Source organism: Reyranella sp. GW821-FHT14A01, assembly GCF_058803965.1.
Map to the genome: position 1 here is coordinate 204,268 of NZ_JBXAPM010000009.1, position 14,250 is coordinate 218,517.

General features: G+C 66.9%; 14 protein-coding genes. 10 read left to right on the forward strand and 4 right to left on the reverse strand.

Features of this window, described 5'->3' with window-relative positions; translation table 11 throughout:
- Positions 1-457 precede the first annotated feature (457 nt).
- From AC1ROX_RS17545 to AC1ROX_RS17590, 10 genes are all read left to right on the forward strand, one after another.
- Positions 458-1,282 (forward strand): N-acetylmuramoyl-L-alanine amidase family protein, encoded by an 825-nt coding sequence (locus tag AC1ROX_RS17545; protein WP_493127409.1) that lies wholly within the window; start codon positions 458-460, stop codon positions 1,280-1,282.
- Between the two features lie 55 nt (positions 1,283-1,337).
- A complete protein-coding gene (locus AC1ROX_RS17550) occupies positions 1,338-3,791 on the forward strand; it encodes a penicillin-binding protein 1A (protein ID WP_493127411.1) in 2,454 nt (817 codons plus the stop codon).
- A gap of 21 nt (positions 3,792-3,812) precedes the next feature.
- A protein-coding gene (gene prfB, locus AC1ROX_RS17555; RefSeq protein WP_493127413.1) for a peptide chain release factor 2 occupies positions 3,813-4,935 on the forward strand; the annotation gives its coding sequence in 2 pieces (ribosomal slippage) (positions 3,813-3,881 and positions 3,883-4,935; 1,122 coding nt in all).
- A gap of 18 nt (positions 4,936-4,953) precedes the next feature.
- Positions 4,954-5,160 (forward strand): hypothetical protein, encoded by a 207-nt coding sequence (locus AC1ROX_RS17560; RefSeq protein ID WP_493127415.1) that lies wholly within the window; start codon positions 4,954-4,956, stop codon positions 5,158-5,160.
- A gap of 162 nt (positions 5,161-5,322) precedes the next feature.
- Positions 5,323-6,624 (forward strand): NtaA/DmoA family FMN-dependent monooxygenase, encoded by a 1,302-nt coding sequence (locus AC1ROX_RS17565; protein WP_493127416.1) that lies wholly within the window; start codon positions 5,323-5,325, stop codon positions 6,622-6,624.
- A gap of 76 nt (positions 6,625-6,700) precedes the next feature.
- On the forward strand, positions 6,701-7,858 hold the full coding sequence (locus tag AC1ROX_RS17570; protein WP_493127418.1) for an MFS transporter: 1,158 nt from the start codon (positions 6,701-6,703) through the stop codon (positions 7,856-7,858).
- 45 nt (positions 7,859-7,903) lie between these two features.
- On the forward strand, positions 7,904-8,125 hold the full coding sequence (locus tag AC1ROX_RS17575) for a KTSC domain-containing protein (RefSeq protein WP_493127419.1): 222 nt from the start codon (positions 7,904-7,906) through the stop codon (positions 8,123-8,125).
- 50 nt (positions 8,126-8,175) lie between these two features.
- The gene (locus tag AC1ROX_RS17580) at positions 8,176-9,171 is read left to right on the forward strand and encodes a Bug family tripartite tricarboxylate transporter substrate binding protein (RefSeq protein WP_493127421.1); all 996 of its coding nucleotides are present in this window, start codon (positions 8,176-8,178) and stop codon (positions 9,169-9,171) included.
- Between the two features lie 20 nt (positions 9,172-9,191).
- Positions 9,192-9,452, forward strand: coding sequence for a hypothetical protein (locus AC1ROX_RS17585; RefSeq protein WP_493127423.1), 261 nt, complete (start codon positions 9,192-9,194; stop codon positions 9,450-9,452).
- Positions 9,449-10,153: a DUF7168 domain-containing protein gene (locus AC1ROX_RS17590; protein ID WP_493127425.1), complete on the forward strand. Its 705-nt coding sequence runs from the start codon at positions 9,449-9,451 to the stop codon at positions 10,151-10,153. Before AC1ROX_RS17585 ends, AC1ROX_RS17590 begins: the two co-directional genes overlap by 4 nt.
- 10 nt (positions 10,154-10,163) lie before the next feature.
- On the opposite strand, the gene AC1ROX_RS17595 is transcribed toward AC1ROX_RS17590, so the two are convergent.
- The 4 genes from AC1ROX_RS17595 to AC1ROX_RS17610 are packed head-to-tail and all read right to left on the reverse strand — an operon-like array spanning position 10,164 to position 14,248.
- Complete coding sequence (locus AC1ROX_RS17595; protein ID WP_493127427.1) at positions 10,164-11,780, reverse strand: GMC family oxidoreductase; 1,617 nt, start codon at positions 11,778-11,780, stop codon at positions 10,164-10,166.
- Between the two features lie 43 nt (positions 11,781-11,823).
- The gene (locus tag AC1ROX_RS17600; RefSeq protein WP_493127429.1) at positions 11,824-12,540 is read right to left on the reverse strand and encodes an ABC transporter ATP-binding protein; all 717 of its coding nucleotides are present in this window, start codon (positions 12,538-12,540) and stop codon (positions 11,824-11,826) included.
- 3 nt (positions 12,541-12,543) lie between these two features.
- On the reverse strand, positions 12,544-13,302 hold the full coding sequence (locus tag AC1ROX_RS17605) for an ABC transporter ATP-binding protein (RefSeq protein WP_493127431.1): 759 nt from the start codon (positions 13,300-13,302) through the stop codon (positions 12,544-12,546).
- Entirely contained in the window at positions 13,295-14,248 is a 954-nt protein-coding gene (locus AC1ROX_RS17610; RefSeq protein WP_493127434.1) for a branched-chain amino acid ABC transporter permease, read from the reverse strand. Before AC1ROX_RS17610 ends, AC1ROX_RS17605 begins: the two co-directional genes overlap by 8 nt.
- Positions 14,249-14,250: the final 2 nt, after the last annotated feature.

A 14,250-nucleotide genomic window follows, 5' to 3' on the forward strand; every position in this document is an offset into this window, starting at 1 on the left:
CGATCCCAACCAGCGCGAGCGACCGGCGGCCATGTCGCCTCCGTCGTGCGAGGGGAGCGGTGCGTCATCGACCCGCCGAACGGCCAACTCCGGCCAAGACGGGGAAGCTTCGCACTGCCGGACCACGACAGGGTCCTGCCAACCTCGAGTTTCCTGATAGCCACCGCCTGCCTGACAGTCTCTCCGCAGACCGGCCGCGCCCCATTTCGTTAGGGCGCGAGCCCAACCTGGCTCGGAAACTGCCGTCGGAGCGCGACCCGAAGGCGCGCTACGAACGACGGCGACTGCTCGCGCACGCAACATACGGGGTTAGAAAGAGACCCACAATCAAAAGATTGTGTCGTCTGAGTTCAGCCTTTTAAGTTCTTGAAAATATTTGGAATTACAGTCGTGTTTCTGATATTGGTTTAACAATATTCAATTAATTTTCATCCCTCTTTGATCCTTGGCGTTTGCCATGTCCGACTTCCGTCGCCGTCATCTGCTCGCCGTTCTGGCCGGCGTGAGCGTGCTTGGAATGGGCTCCGGCGGGGCATTGGCGGCGCCAAACAAGCGTCAAAAATCCGTCAAGAAGCCCACGCCTTCCGTGCCGATGGCCAAGCCGAAGCTGGTCTTCCTCGATCCGGGTCATGGTGGCCGCGATCCCGGCGCCCTCGGCAGCCGCGGCACCCAGGAGAAGGGTGTCGTTCTCGCCATCGCGCGCGACCTGCAACGCGAGCTGCTGGCCGGCAACCGCTACCGGGTCCTGCTGTCGCGCAATACCGACAGCTACGTGGCCCTGCGCGAGCGGGTCGCCCGTGCCCAGGCGGCCAAGGCGGACCTGTTCCTGTCGCTGCACGCCGACGCCCATAGCGACCACGATGTGCGCGGCGCGTCGGTCTACACGCTCTCGGAAGAGGCGACGGACCGCGAGGCGGCGGCATTGGCCGCCCGCGAGAACGGTGTCGTTTCGGGCATGAGGCTGTCGGAGCAGCCCGACAACGTGGCGCAGACCCTGGTGGCCATGAGCCAGCGCGGCACGGTGAACGATTCCCGCCGGCTGGCCGACACCGTGGTCGCCACCTTCGCCCGCAACGGTGTCCGCCTGCTGCCGCGAACGCACCGCCAGGCCGGCTTCGCCGTGCTGACTTCGCCCGAGATCCCGGCCGCGCTGGTCGAACTGGGCTACCTGTCCAATCCCCAGGATGAAAAGCTGCTGACCGTCCGCCAGCACCAGATGGCGCTGGCCCGGGCGCTGCGGGCCTCCGTGGACGCCTATTTTGGCGCCACAAGAAAGGCATAAGTGGGAGCCACTCTGCGACGTTGAAGGCTCTCCGGGTGCCGCGTAGAAAGTGACCGTGCTCAATTTCCTCAAGATCAGTCTGGCTTTTGCCACCGCCGCCCTCATCGTCGGCACCGGCACCGTTGCAGGCCTTTTCTGGCATTTCAGCCACGGACTGCCCGACCACAAGCAGCTCGCCGATTACCAGCCGGCGACCCTGACCCGCCTCTATGCCGCCGACGGCAAGCTCCTGGCCGAATATGCGCGCGAGAAGCGCGTCTTCGTGCCGGTCGACGCCATGCCCAAGCGCGTGCTCGAGGCCTTCGTGGCCGCCGAGGACCAGCGCTTCTTTACCCATCCCGGCATCGACTTCATCGGCGTGGCGCGCGCCATGGTCGCGAACATCGCCAACCCCGGCAAGCGGCCCGAGGGCGCGTCGGGCCTCACGCAGCAGGTCGCCAAGAACTTCCTGCTCACCAACCAGGCGACGCTCTCGCGCAAGATCCGCGAGGCCATTCTCGCCTTCCGCATCGAGGAGACCTACTCCAAGGAGCGCATCCTCGAACTCTACCTGAACGAGATTTATCTCGGCTCGGGTAACTATGGCGTGGCGCAGGCGGCCCTCAACTACTTCGACCGTTCGCTCGACGAACTCTCGCTGTCCGAGATCGCCTATCTCGCGGCGCTGCCCAAGGCGCCGAACCGCTACAACATCGTGCGCAACGAGAAGGAAGCCTACGCCCGGCGCGACTACGTGCTGCATCGCATGGCCGAAGACGGCTACATCTCCGCCGCCGAGGCGCAGGCCGCCCGGGCCGAGAAGCTGCAGTATCGCCGCCGCAGCACCACCGAAGTGGCGCAGGCCGATTTCTTTGCCGAGGAAGTGCGCCGCAACCTGATGGCGGCCTATGGCGAGAAGGGCTTGTACGAAGGCGGCCTCACGGTCAGCACGACGCTCGATCCCGCCATCCAGAACGTCGCCGACAATGCCCTGCGTGAGGGGCTGATCGCCTATGACCGCCGCCACGGCTGGCGAGGGCCCTACGCCAAGATCCCCGATATGAGCGTCTGGGAGGAGGAGTTCGCCCGCATCGCCCAGCGCCGGCCGCTGGCCGGTCCGCCGGCCTGGCAGCTCGCCGTCGTGAACAAGGTCGATGCGCAATCGGTCCAGATCGTCGGCCTGCCGGACGGCGAGGGCACCGTGCCCTTCGCCGAGATGACCTGGGCGCGCCCGACCCTGCAGAACCAGACGCTGGGTGCGGGACCGCGCGGTCCGCGCGATGTCGTCTCGGTGGGCGACGTGATCGTCGTCGAGAAGATCGAGAAGCCGGCGGGCGCCAACGCCAAGCCCTATCCGCCCCGGACTTATGCGCTGCGCCAGGTGCCCAATGTCGAGGGCGGCGTGGTCGTGATGGATACCCAGGCCGGTCGCGTGCTGGCCATGTCGGGTGGCTGGTCCTACGGCCGCAGCCAGTTCAATCGCGCCGTCCAGGCCGCACGCCAGCCGGGCTCGTCCTTCAAGCCGTTCGTCTATCTCGCGGCGATGGATGCCGGCTTCACGCCGGCCTCGATCGTGCTCGATGCGCCGTTCGTCTACGACCCGGGCTATGGCCAGCCGCTGTGGACGCCGAAGAACTATGGCGGCGACATGCTGGGACCGACCACGGTCCGCCGCGGCCTCGAACTGTCGCGCAACCTGATGACCGTGCGCATGGCCCAGCAGATCGGCATGAAGCGCGTCGTCGACGTCGCCAAGGAATTTGGCGTCACCGATCATATGGGCGCCTACCTGCCGATGGCGCTGGGCGCCGGCGAGACGACGCTGCTGCGCATGACCATGGCCTACGCGATGCTGGCCAACGGCGCGCTGGAGATCACGCCGTCGCTGGTCGATCGCGTGCAGGATCGCAACGGCAAGACGGTCTACCGCCACGAGCCGCGCACCTGCCGCGGCTGCGGCGAGACGGCGGGTAACGCCAAGCCGGCGGCGCCCGAGCTGGTCGATGGGCGCAAGCCCTTCCACGATCCGGCTTCGGTCTACCAGGTCGTCAGCATGATGCAGGGCGTCACGACGCGCGGCACCGCCGGTCGTCTGGCGGCGCTCGGCCGCCCGATCGCCGGCAAGACCGGCACGACGAACGACGCGCACGACAACTGGTTCCTGGGCTCGACGCCCGACATCACCGTCGGCGTCTATATCGGCTTCGACGAGCCGCGCACCCTGGGCTCGCAGGAGACCGGCGGTGGCAACGCGGTGCCGATCTACGAGGCGATCGCCAAGGAGATCTTCAAGGGCAAGCCGCCGACGCCGTTCCGCGTGCCGCCGGGCCTGCGCATGGTCCGCTTCAGCTACGAGGGCGGCACGATCGACGAGGTCTTCAAGCCGAACACCGAGCCGGGATCGGAAGGCTATATGGTCACACCGCTTGACGGATCGGCCCCTTATTCCGCTATAGACCCCACGCAAGGCCCGCAGCAGGCGGGCGGCCCCCGGCGTCCGGGTCTCTCGGGCACCGGCGAGACCTATTAGTCAGTTCGAAACGGATTTGTGATGCGCGCCGAAGCACAGGCAATGGTGAACGAGATCGAGGAGTCGCTCGAACTCCTCAGGAGGCGTCTTTGACTACGACCGTGCGGTCGTACGTCTCGATGAGCTGAACGCGCGCGCCGAGGATCCGGCGCTGTGGAACGATCCGAAGGAAGCCGAGAAGGTGATGCGCGAGCGCACCAAGCTCGAAGCAGCGATCGGTGCGATCAAGCGCCTGCGCGCGGCGGTCGACGACAATGTCGGCTTGATCGAGATGGCCGAGGCCGAGAAGGACGAAGCCACCATCGCCGAATGCGAGAAGGCGCTGCGCGAGGCCACGGCCGAGGCCAAGGCGGCGCGGCTGGAGACGCTGCTGTCGGGCGAGGCCGACGGCAACAACGCCTATATCGAGATCAATGCCGGCGCCGGCGGCACCGAGGCCCAGGACTGGGCCGAGATGCTGGCGCGCATGTACACGCGCTGGGCCGAGCGCCGCGGCTTCAAGGTGAGCTGGCTGGAAGAGAGCGCCGGTGAAGAAGCCGGCATCAAGTCGTGCGCCTACAAGGTCGAGGGTCCCAACGCCTATGGCTGGCTGAAGACCGAGAGCGGCGTGCACCGGCTGGTGCGCATCTCGCCGTTCGACGGCAATGCGCGGCGCCAGACCTCGTTCGCCTCGGTCTGGGTCTATCCCGAGGTCGACGACAACATCGAGATCGAGCTGATCGACAAGGATCTGCGGGTCGACACCTATCGCGCCTCGGGCGCGGGCGGCCAGCACGTCAACAAGACCGATTCGGCGGTGCGCATCACCCATCTGCCGACCGGCATCGCCGTCGCCGTGCAGCAGGAGCGCTCGCAGCACCAGAACCGCGCCAAGGCGATCCAGATGCTGAAGGCGCGCCTCTACGAGGTCGAGCTGCAGAAGCGCGAGGCCGAGCGGCTCGAGGCCGAGGCCAGCAAGACCGACATCGGCTGGGGCCACCAGATCCGCTCCTACGTGCTGCAGCCCTACCAGATGGTGAAGGACCTGCGCACCAACGTGGAGCGCTCCGACCCGCAGAAGGTGCTCGACGGCGACCTCGACGAATTCATGGCCGCGTCGCTGGCCGCCCGTGTGGGCGAGGGCAACGACAAGGAAGCCGCGTAAAAGAGTAGGGGGCCGGGCATGTGGTTCGTTTTCGAAGCCGAGTACGAGATCGAGGATCGCAAGGCCAACTGGAACAGGCCGGTGCGGGATACGATCGCCTGGCACGGGCCGTACGACACGGAGAAAGAAGCCGACGAGGTCGCGCTCGCCCGCATGTGGGCCAAGATCGACCTCTACGCCCACAAGGCGCGCACCGTCGACATGACCGCGAAGGTCGAGGCGTAGGGTTAATTCGGCCTCATTGGAGCGCGCCACTCCAGCGGCGCTCAAGCTTCGTCGATAAGTAGGAGATGAGCGCCACTGGAGTGGCGCGCTCCATGGTTCCTTTCTTCGTCAGGCTGGTCCGTCGATTGCATCTCCGCCGGGATCGAAGGCGGAGGAAAGTGCTTGGCGTCGCGGTTCCATCTCGGCTGGTTTCTCGGCAACAGTTTCGGCGTGCACGGCTGGAACCAGCCCTGGTCGGGCATCGATGCGCGCGAGTGGGCGCAGCCTGATCTTCACGTCGAACTCGCAAAGGCGCTGGAGCGCGCCTGCTTCGACTGCCTGCTGCTCGAGGACTCGCTGTTCGTCCCGGACAACTACGGCAGCTCGATGGATTTCTATCTCAAGCGGGCCCTGCGCGCGCCGAAGAACGATCCGCTGCCGCTGGTGCCGCTGATCGCGCAGGCGACGAAGCATCTCGGCATCGTGCCGACCATCTCGACCAGCTTCTATCCGCCGTTCCTGCTGGCGCGCCTGATCGCGACCCTGGACCTGATGTCCAAGGGCCGTGTCGGCTGCAACTTCGTGACCTCGACGGCGGAGCGCGCGGCGCAGAATTTCGGCCTCGACGCGCATCTCGAACACGACCTGCGCTACGAGATGGCCGACGAGTTCGTCGAACTGACGACGAAGCTCTGGTCGTCGTGGGATGCCGATGCGGTCGTCATGGACGAGAAGTCGGGCACTTTCGTCGATCCCACGAAGGTGCACGCCGTCGACTTCAAGGGGCGCTTCTTCTCCTCGCGCGGGCCGCTCAACACCGCGCAACCGCCGCAGGGACGGCCGGTGCTGGTCCAGGCCGGCGGCTCGCCGCAGGGCAAGGCCTTCGCCGCCCGTCACATGGACATCGTGATCGCGGCCCTCGGCACGGTCGCGGAGATGAAGGCGTTTCGCGACGATATGCGTGCGCGTCTCTCGGCACTGGGCCGAGATCCCGAAAGCTGCAAGGTCCTGTTCGTCGTTTCGCCGACCCTGGGCGAGAGCAACGAAGAAGCGCAGGAACGCGTCCGCCGCCGGCAGGCCCAGCGTGAGGCCGCGCCGGAGATCACGCTGGCCATGATGGGCAGCCTGACGGACATCGACTTCTCGACCTTCGATCTCGACGCGCCGCTGGCCGAGCTCAAGACCAACGGCCAGCAGGGCACCTTGAAGCGCTTCCTGGCGCAGGGCCGTACCTTGCGCGAAGTGGCGAGCAATTACAGCTTCGGCTTCGAGCATCCCGTGGTCGGAACAGTTCAGCACGTCGCCGACGTGATGGAAGAAGCGATGGAGCAGGTGGGCGGCGACGGCTTCATGTTCAGCGGCCCGATCAGCCGTCGTTATGTCGCCGAGATTACGGACGGACTCGTGCCTGAATTACAAAAGCGTGGCCTGGTTCGCACTGCGTACGCGCACGCGCATTTCCGCGACAATCTGTTTGCATTCTAAGCGTGCGGCGGCACTCTGACGAAAGCCTCATCGGAGCCGCCTCATCGCCAGTCCACTCTACGTCGCGCTCGGCGCCATGACGGTGCAGCAGACCTTCGCAACCCTGGGACGGTCCACGGTGCCGCTGATCGCGGCGGCCATCGTGGTCGATCTCGGCATCGAGGCGGCGCTGGTCGGCGTCTATCTCGCCATCGGCTCGGTCGCGGCCTTCCTCACGACCCTGGGCTGCGGCGGCTTCATCCTGCGTTACGGCGCGGTGCGCATGACCCAGGTCGGCATGGCGGCGCTTGGCATCGGTCTCGCCATCACGACGGCGGGCTGGTTGCCGCTCATCGCGGCCGGCGCCTTCATCGGCGGGCTGGGGCAGGCGGTCTCGACACCGTCGAGTTCGCATCTGCTCGGCCGGCTGGCACCCCGGAACCTGGCGCCGCTGGTCTTCTCGATCAAGCAGTGCGGCGTGCCGGTAGGATTGATGCTGGCCGGCGTCGTGGCGCCGGCGCTTGTGGTCGAAGCTGGCTGGCGGATGGCGCTGCTGGTCATCGCGCTTATCAGCATCCTCATCGTACTGGCGCTGCAGCCGCTGCGCGCGGGCTTCGACGTCGACCGCAATCCGGCCCAGCCGCTGTCGCCGGCCGATATCCGGGCCAATGTCGTGGGCGTGCTACGCGACCCGGCGCTGCGCATCCTGTGCGTCGCGATGTTCAGCTTCGTCGGCCTGCAGTCGCTCTTCACCGGCTTCTTCGTGCTCTATCTGGTGCGCGGCCTGGGTTACGACCTCGAGCGCGCCGGCCAGGTCTTCGCCATCGCCATCGTCGTGGCGGTGCCGGCGCGCATCGGCTGGGGCTGGCTCGCCTCGCGCTTCGTGCCGCCGGCGACGCTGCTGGCCTTCCTCGGCATCGGCATGGCGGGCGCCGCCGTTCTCACGGCTTCGATCGATCCGGCGTGGCCGACCTGGGCCGCGGCGCTGATCGCCACGGCGTTGAGCGTGACGGGTGTGAGCTGGCATGGCGTGCTGCTGGCCGAGGTCGCTCGCCTGTCGCCCGTCGGCCGCATCGGCGCCACGACGGGCGCCGTGCTGGCGTTCGGCGATGCCGGCGCGCTGACTTTGCCGCTCTTGTTCAGCGCGGCACTATCGCTGACCGGTGGCTACAGCACCGGCTTCCTGATCGGCGCGACCCTGGCGCTCGGAGTCGGCCTGTTCGGCCTGTGGCGGCGGGTCAGCCTGCAGCGTTAGGCGCAGCCACGAGCATCCTGCGCGGGGCTCCGGCGTTACCCAGTCATGCCCTCGACCGTCATCCGCTCCTACCGTTACGACCGCCGGCGGCGAGCGCTCGACATCGTCTTCCAGTCGCGCCGCCGCTACACCTATCTCGGCGTGCCGGAAGAGACCTACGACGCGATGAAGGCAGCCTTCTCGAAGGGTGAGTTCTTCAACCAGCACATCCGTGACCGGTTCACGTTCGAACGCAACGGCGAGGAGCCGCCGGCTGGCCTTTCCTGAGGTTTGGTGTAGCCTTCCCGCAAAACAAGTGCCTGGGAGGGCAAACGACCATGGACAACCGCAGGAAGAATCCGGCGAAGGTCGGACGGCGTCTTTTTCTCGGCGGCACGGCCGCAGGCCTTGTTGCGGCGCCAACCATCGTGTCGGCGCAGAACGACTGGCCCAACAGGCAGATCCGCGTCGTCATTCCCTATCCGCCCGGCGGCCCATCGGACGTCACCACGCGCATCGTGCTGGAGCGCGCCGGCGCGGTGCTGGGACAGAGCATCCTGTTCGACAACAAGGCCGGTGCCAGCGGCGCGATCGGCGCCGAGCATGTGATCAAGAGCGCGCCGGCCGACGGCTACACCTTCCTGACCACGACCACGGCGATGGTCTGCATCACCGAGCACCTGCAGCCGCTGCCCTACGATACGTCCAGGGACCTCGTGGCGGTGGCGCGTACCGCGACCTCGTGGATGGGCATGGGCATCAACCCGCAGGTTCCGGCCAACAACCTCCAGGAGTTCATCGCCTACGCCAAGGCCAATCCCGGCAAAGTCAATTTCGGTTCGGCGGGCCTCGCCACCATCACCCAGCTCTATGGCGAGATCTTCAACATCGAGGCCGGCGTGAAGATGGTGCATGTGCCCTACAAGGGAAGCGCGCCGGCGACCAACGACCTGCTGTCGGGCCAGATCCAGGTGCAGTTCGATCCGACCACCTTGCCGCACATCGCGGCCGGCCGCCTGAAGTGCTTCGCCGTGCTCGGCGAGAAGCGCTGGCCTGGCAAGCCGGACGTGCCGACCCTGAAGGAGCAGGGCCTCGGCAAGATCGGCGGTGATGCCTGGTACGGCATCCTGGCGGCCAGGGGCACGCCGCAGGCCGCGATCGACAAGATGTCCGCAGCGATCGGCGAGGCCGTCAAGGACCCGGCGCTGAACGAGAAGCTGGTGACCAGCGGCAACTATTCGAGCTTCCAGGACACGAAGACCTTCCAGGCGACGATCGAACGCGAGCGGGTGTCGTTCGGCGAGATCGTCAGGAAGGCGGATATCAAGGTCTGAGAGGCGTATACTGCCGAACCATGTTTGGCCTCATCGCAAAAATTATCGGCTTCGGTCTGCTTGGGTTTCTCCTGACGCCCATCGTGGTCGGGATCACGGCTCTCGCCCTGGCATACAGTTTGGACTCTGGCTGCGGCACGCCGGGCGATTCCGGCGGCTGCGAGATGGGGATTGCGTCCCTCGCCATCGCCTCGGCGCTGCCGGGCCTGGCGATCGGCGTCGCCTTCGCGCTGTACCGGCATTTCCGCAAGAAGCACGCGACAACGGCCGTACGACCGTGACGTTGGAGTTCGACAAGCTCAGGGCTCGCATCCAGGCGCTGCGGGCCAAGACCATCGACAATGGCTGCACCGAGGGCGAGGCGCTGGCGGCGGCAGCCAAGGTGGCCGAGCTGCTCGACCGCTATGAGCTGTCGCTCACCGATATCGAGATCCGGGAGACGCAGTGCGAGGAGCGGATTTACGAGACCCATCTCAAGAAGCGCATCCCGATCGACGAATGCATCGGCGCCATCGCGGCTTTCTGCGATTGCCGCGTCTGGCGCGAGAAGAACGCAGCCGGCGAGGCGCGTTACGTCTTCTTCGGCCTGCCGGCCGACGTCGAAGTGGCGCATTACCTGACCGAGCTGATCGACGGCGCGGTCCGCGCCGAGCTGGGTCGCTACAAGGTCTCGGCCGAGTACAAGCGCTTCCGGCACCAGGAGCGACATCTCGCGAATGCCTCCTTCACGCTGGGCATGTGCGCGTCCATCGCCGACCGGCTGGTGGCGATGAAGGCCGAGCGCGATGGCGTGATCCAGAGCAGCGGCCGGGGGCTGGTCGTGCTCAAGGCTGCCGTGGTCGATACCGAGCTTGAAAAGCTCGGCCTGAAACTGCGTACCGTCGAGGCGGGGCCGGGGCGTTTCATATCGCCAGATGCCTACGATGCCGGCGGCGTCGCGGGTGGAGCCGTGTCTCTCAATCCGGCGATCCGTCGGAAGTAGGTCGCCGAGCTCAGCCCGTTGCAGCCGCACGCACCATGTCGGCGCACTTCTCGCCGATCATGATGGCGGGCGCGTTGGTGTTGCCGGCGACGATGGACGGCATGATCGAGGCGTCTGCGACGCGCAGGCCGGCGATGCCATGGACCCGGAGCTGCGGGTCGACCACGGCGTCGACCTCGCGGCCCATGCGGCAGGTGCCGACCGGGTGGAGGTTCGAGACGCCGCGGGCGCGGATGTCGGCCTTGAGGTCGGCGTCGCTGGTGATGCCGGCGCCGGGCAGGATTTCTTCCATGATAAAGGGCTTCAGCGCCGGCTGGCTGGCGATCTCGCGGCAGATCCGCATGCCGTGCAGCAGGGCGTCGAAGTCCGAGGCGTTCTTCAGGAAGTTGAACTTGATCTCCGGCGCCGCAAAAGGATCGGCGGACTTCAGCCGCACCGTGCCGCGGCCCGAGGGCGTGAGATGCACGGGGCTGAGGCCAAAGGCCGAGAAGGGCTGCGGAATGACGCCATTTTTGTTCCGGTCCTTGATCGCCCAGGCGAACATGTTGATCTGCAGGTCGGGACGCTCCAGGCGCTTGTCGCTCCGTACCAGCGCGCCGACGAACAGGCCCATGCTGGCCAGCGGGCCGGTACGGCCGAACGCGTACTGCGCGGCGGCCATCAAGCGACGCGGCAGGCTGAGCGTCAGATCGTTCATGGTGACGGGCTGGCTGCAGCGATAGGCGACGTAGGTGTTGAAATGATCGTGCAGATGGCTGCCGACGCCCGGCATGTCGCGCACGACCTCGATGCCGTGCTGCTTCAGGTGATCGGCCGGACCGACGCCCGACAGCATCAGGAGCTGCGGCGAGCCGTAGACGCCGCCCGAGACAATGACCTCGCGTTTCGCGCGAGCGCGCACGAGGCCTCCGGGCGTGCGGTATTCGATGCCGGTGGCACGGCCGTTCCCGATCAGCACCCTGGTGGCGTGCGCTGACGTGGCGATCGTGAGATTGCGCCGACCCTTGGCTGCACCGAGATAGGCGCGGGCGGAAGACCAGCGGCGCGCCCGGTTGATGGTGGTCTGGTAGTACCCGACGCCGTCCTGCGTGGCGCCGTTGAAGTCGGGATTGGCGGGAATGCCGGCCTGCACGGCAGCTTCGTGCATCGCGCGCGCCAAGGTCGGCTGCCAGCGATGGTCCTGCACCTTGAGCGGACCGCCGGTGCCGTGGAACTCGTCGGCGCCGCGCTCCTGGTCCTCGGCGCGCTTGAAGTAGGGCAGGACGGACGCATAGTCCCAGCCCTCGCAGCCGCGCTGGCGCCATTCGTCGTAGTCGGCCGCATTGCCGCGCATATAGACCATGCCGTTGATCGAGCTGGTGCCGCCCAGCACCTTGCCGCGCGGCTGGTACATGATGCGGTTGTTGAGCTCGGCCTCTGGCTCGCTGTCGAACATCCAGTTGACCTTCGGATTGTTGAAGGTCTTGTGATAGCCGAGCGGCACATGGATCCACGGATAGGTGTCGCGCGGCCCGGCCTCGAGCAGGAGGACCGAGAAGCGGCCGTCCTCGCTGAGCCGGCCGGCGACGGCGCAACCGGCGGAGCCCGCGCCGGTCACGATGAAATCGTAGGAAGCTTCGTCCTGCACGCTGTTTCCCCCGGTTGTTTTGGGGGAGCCTAGCGCGACCGTGTCAGCCGAGATAGGCCTTCACCAGCCGTTCGTCGGTGAGGAAGGATTGCCATTCGCCGGGACCGATCTCGTGGACGATGCTGCCGACCGACATGACATAGGCGCGGTCGGTGATCTCCGAGGCGATTCCGACATTCTGCTCGATCAGCAGCAGGCCCATGCCGCGTTCGCGCAGCGCCTTGATGACCAGCAGGATGTCCTTCACGACCTTGGGCGCAAGGCCGGTCGAGGGCTCGTCCATGATCAGCAGGTCGGGCTGCAGCAGCAGCGCGCGGGCGATCGCCACCATCTGTTGCTGGCCGCCGCTCAGCAGCTCGACGGGGGAGGCGAGCCGCTCCTTCACCACGGGGAAGAGCGCCGTCACCTCGTCCCATGAGAAACGCATGTTGGCGCCGCGCACCTTGCGGCCGACCGTTTCGGCCAGGATCAGGTTCTCACGCACCGACAACTCGCCGAACAGCCGGCGGTTCTCCAGCACGACGGCGAGCCCGTGCTGGGCGAGGTCATGCGCCGGCGTGGCAGTGATGTCGGTGCCGTTCTTCACGATGCGGCCGCCACGGGCGCGCAGCAGGCCGCAGACGGTGCGGACGAGGGTGGTCTTGCCCGCGCCGTTGGCGCCGACCAGGGCCACGGCCTCGCCGTCGCCCACCTTGAGGGACACGTCGCGCAGGACGGTGAGCGCGCCGTAGCCGGCGGAGACGGAGGTCACTTCCAGCACGGCTCAGACCCCGAGATAGACTTCGCGGACCCTGGGGTCGCGCTGGATGGCGGCCATGTCGCCGCTGGCGATGATCTCGCCGAAATAGAGCGTGTGCACGGTGCGGGCCACGGTCATCAGGCCCATGTCGTGCGACACCAGCAGGACGGTGATGCCTTCCTCGTTCAGCCGCACGATCCAGTCGCGCAGGTCGTCGATCTCCTGGACGTTGAGGCCGGAGGAGGGCTCGTCGAGCAACAGCAGGCGCGGCTCGCCGACCACGGCGCGGGCGATCTCGAGGATGCGGCGCTGGCCGGCGGTGAGGCTGGCGGCCGGCAGGTCGCGCAGCGCCGTGAGACTGAACCGCTCGCAGGCTGCCTCGGCGCGTTCGCGGATCTCGCGCATCTGGCCGCGCGCGGCCGGGGTGCGCAACAGGTCCTGCAGCATGGTCGTCTTCGTGAGCTTGGTGCAGCCGACCATGACGTTCTCCAGCACGGTCATCTGCTCGAAAACCTGCGGCGTCTGGAAGGTGCGGACGAGGCCGCGCAGGCCGCGCTGCTGGATCGTGTCGCGGCCCAGCGTCACGCCGCGATAGCTGACGGTGCCGGCCAGGGGGCGGATATAGCCGGTCACGATGTTGAACAGCGTGGTCTTGCCCGAACCGTTGGGCCCGATCAGGCCGATGATGCCGCCCTCGGGAACGTCGAAGGTGACGGAGCGCAGGACGGAGAGGCCGCCGAACGAATGGCCGACCTCCTTGAGGGCGAGAAGGGGCTCAGCCATTGCCGCTGCCCCGCTTGGCGAGTCGGGTCCGCAGCTTGCTGAACGCGCCGACGAGGCCCTCCGGCATCAGGACGACGACGGCCACGAGGGCGAGGCCGAACAGGATCCCGTGGATGTCGCCCAGCTTGCTCAGCAGTTCGGGCAGGAAGGTCACGAACAGCGCGCCGACTACAATGCCCGGGATCGAGGTCGCGCCGCCGATCACCGGAATCAGCAGGAAGCTGATGGACCGGTCGACGGTGAAGCTCTGCGTGCTGACGAAGGAAACGTGGTGGGCGAACAGGCTGCCGGCCAGGCTGCCGAACAGCGCGCAGACGACGAAGACCTTGGTGCGCAGGGCCTGGAGATCGATCGAGAGGGCGGCGGCGGCGGTGCTGGAATCGCGCATGGAGCGCAGCATCAGGCCGGTGCGGCTGTCGACCAGATTGTGCGCCACCGCCATGCAGGCGAAGGCCACGATCCAGACGAAGAAGTAGTAGCGCGAGGGCCGGTCGAGCAGGAAGCCGAACAGGTCGAGCTTGGGGATGCCGCCGATGCCCAGCGTGCCGCCGGTCAGCCAGTCCCATTCGAAGAACAGGGCGCTGGCGATGGCACTGAGCGCCAGCGTGCCGAGTGCGAGGAAATAGCCGGTGAGGCGCAGGATGGGCCGGCCGATCACATAGGCCAGCGCCATGCTGACCACGGCGCCGACCACGAAGCCCACGATGCTGGGCAGGCCCATCATCACCGTGCAGTAGGCACTGGCATAGGCGCCGAGCCCGTAGAAGGTCGCCTGCGCCAGGTTGACGATGCCGCAATGGCCGAGCAGCAGGCCGATGCCGAGGCCGGCGACCGTGTAGATGCCGGTGAAGACCAGCAGGTCGGCGATATTGCGCGGCACGATAAAGGGCAGGACGGCCCAGACGATGAGGCAGGGGACCAGCCAGAGGAGGGTGCGGGAGTTCATGC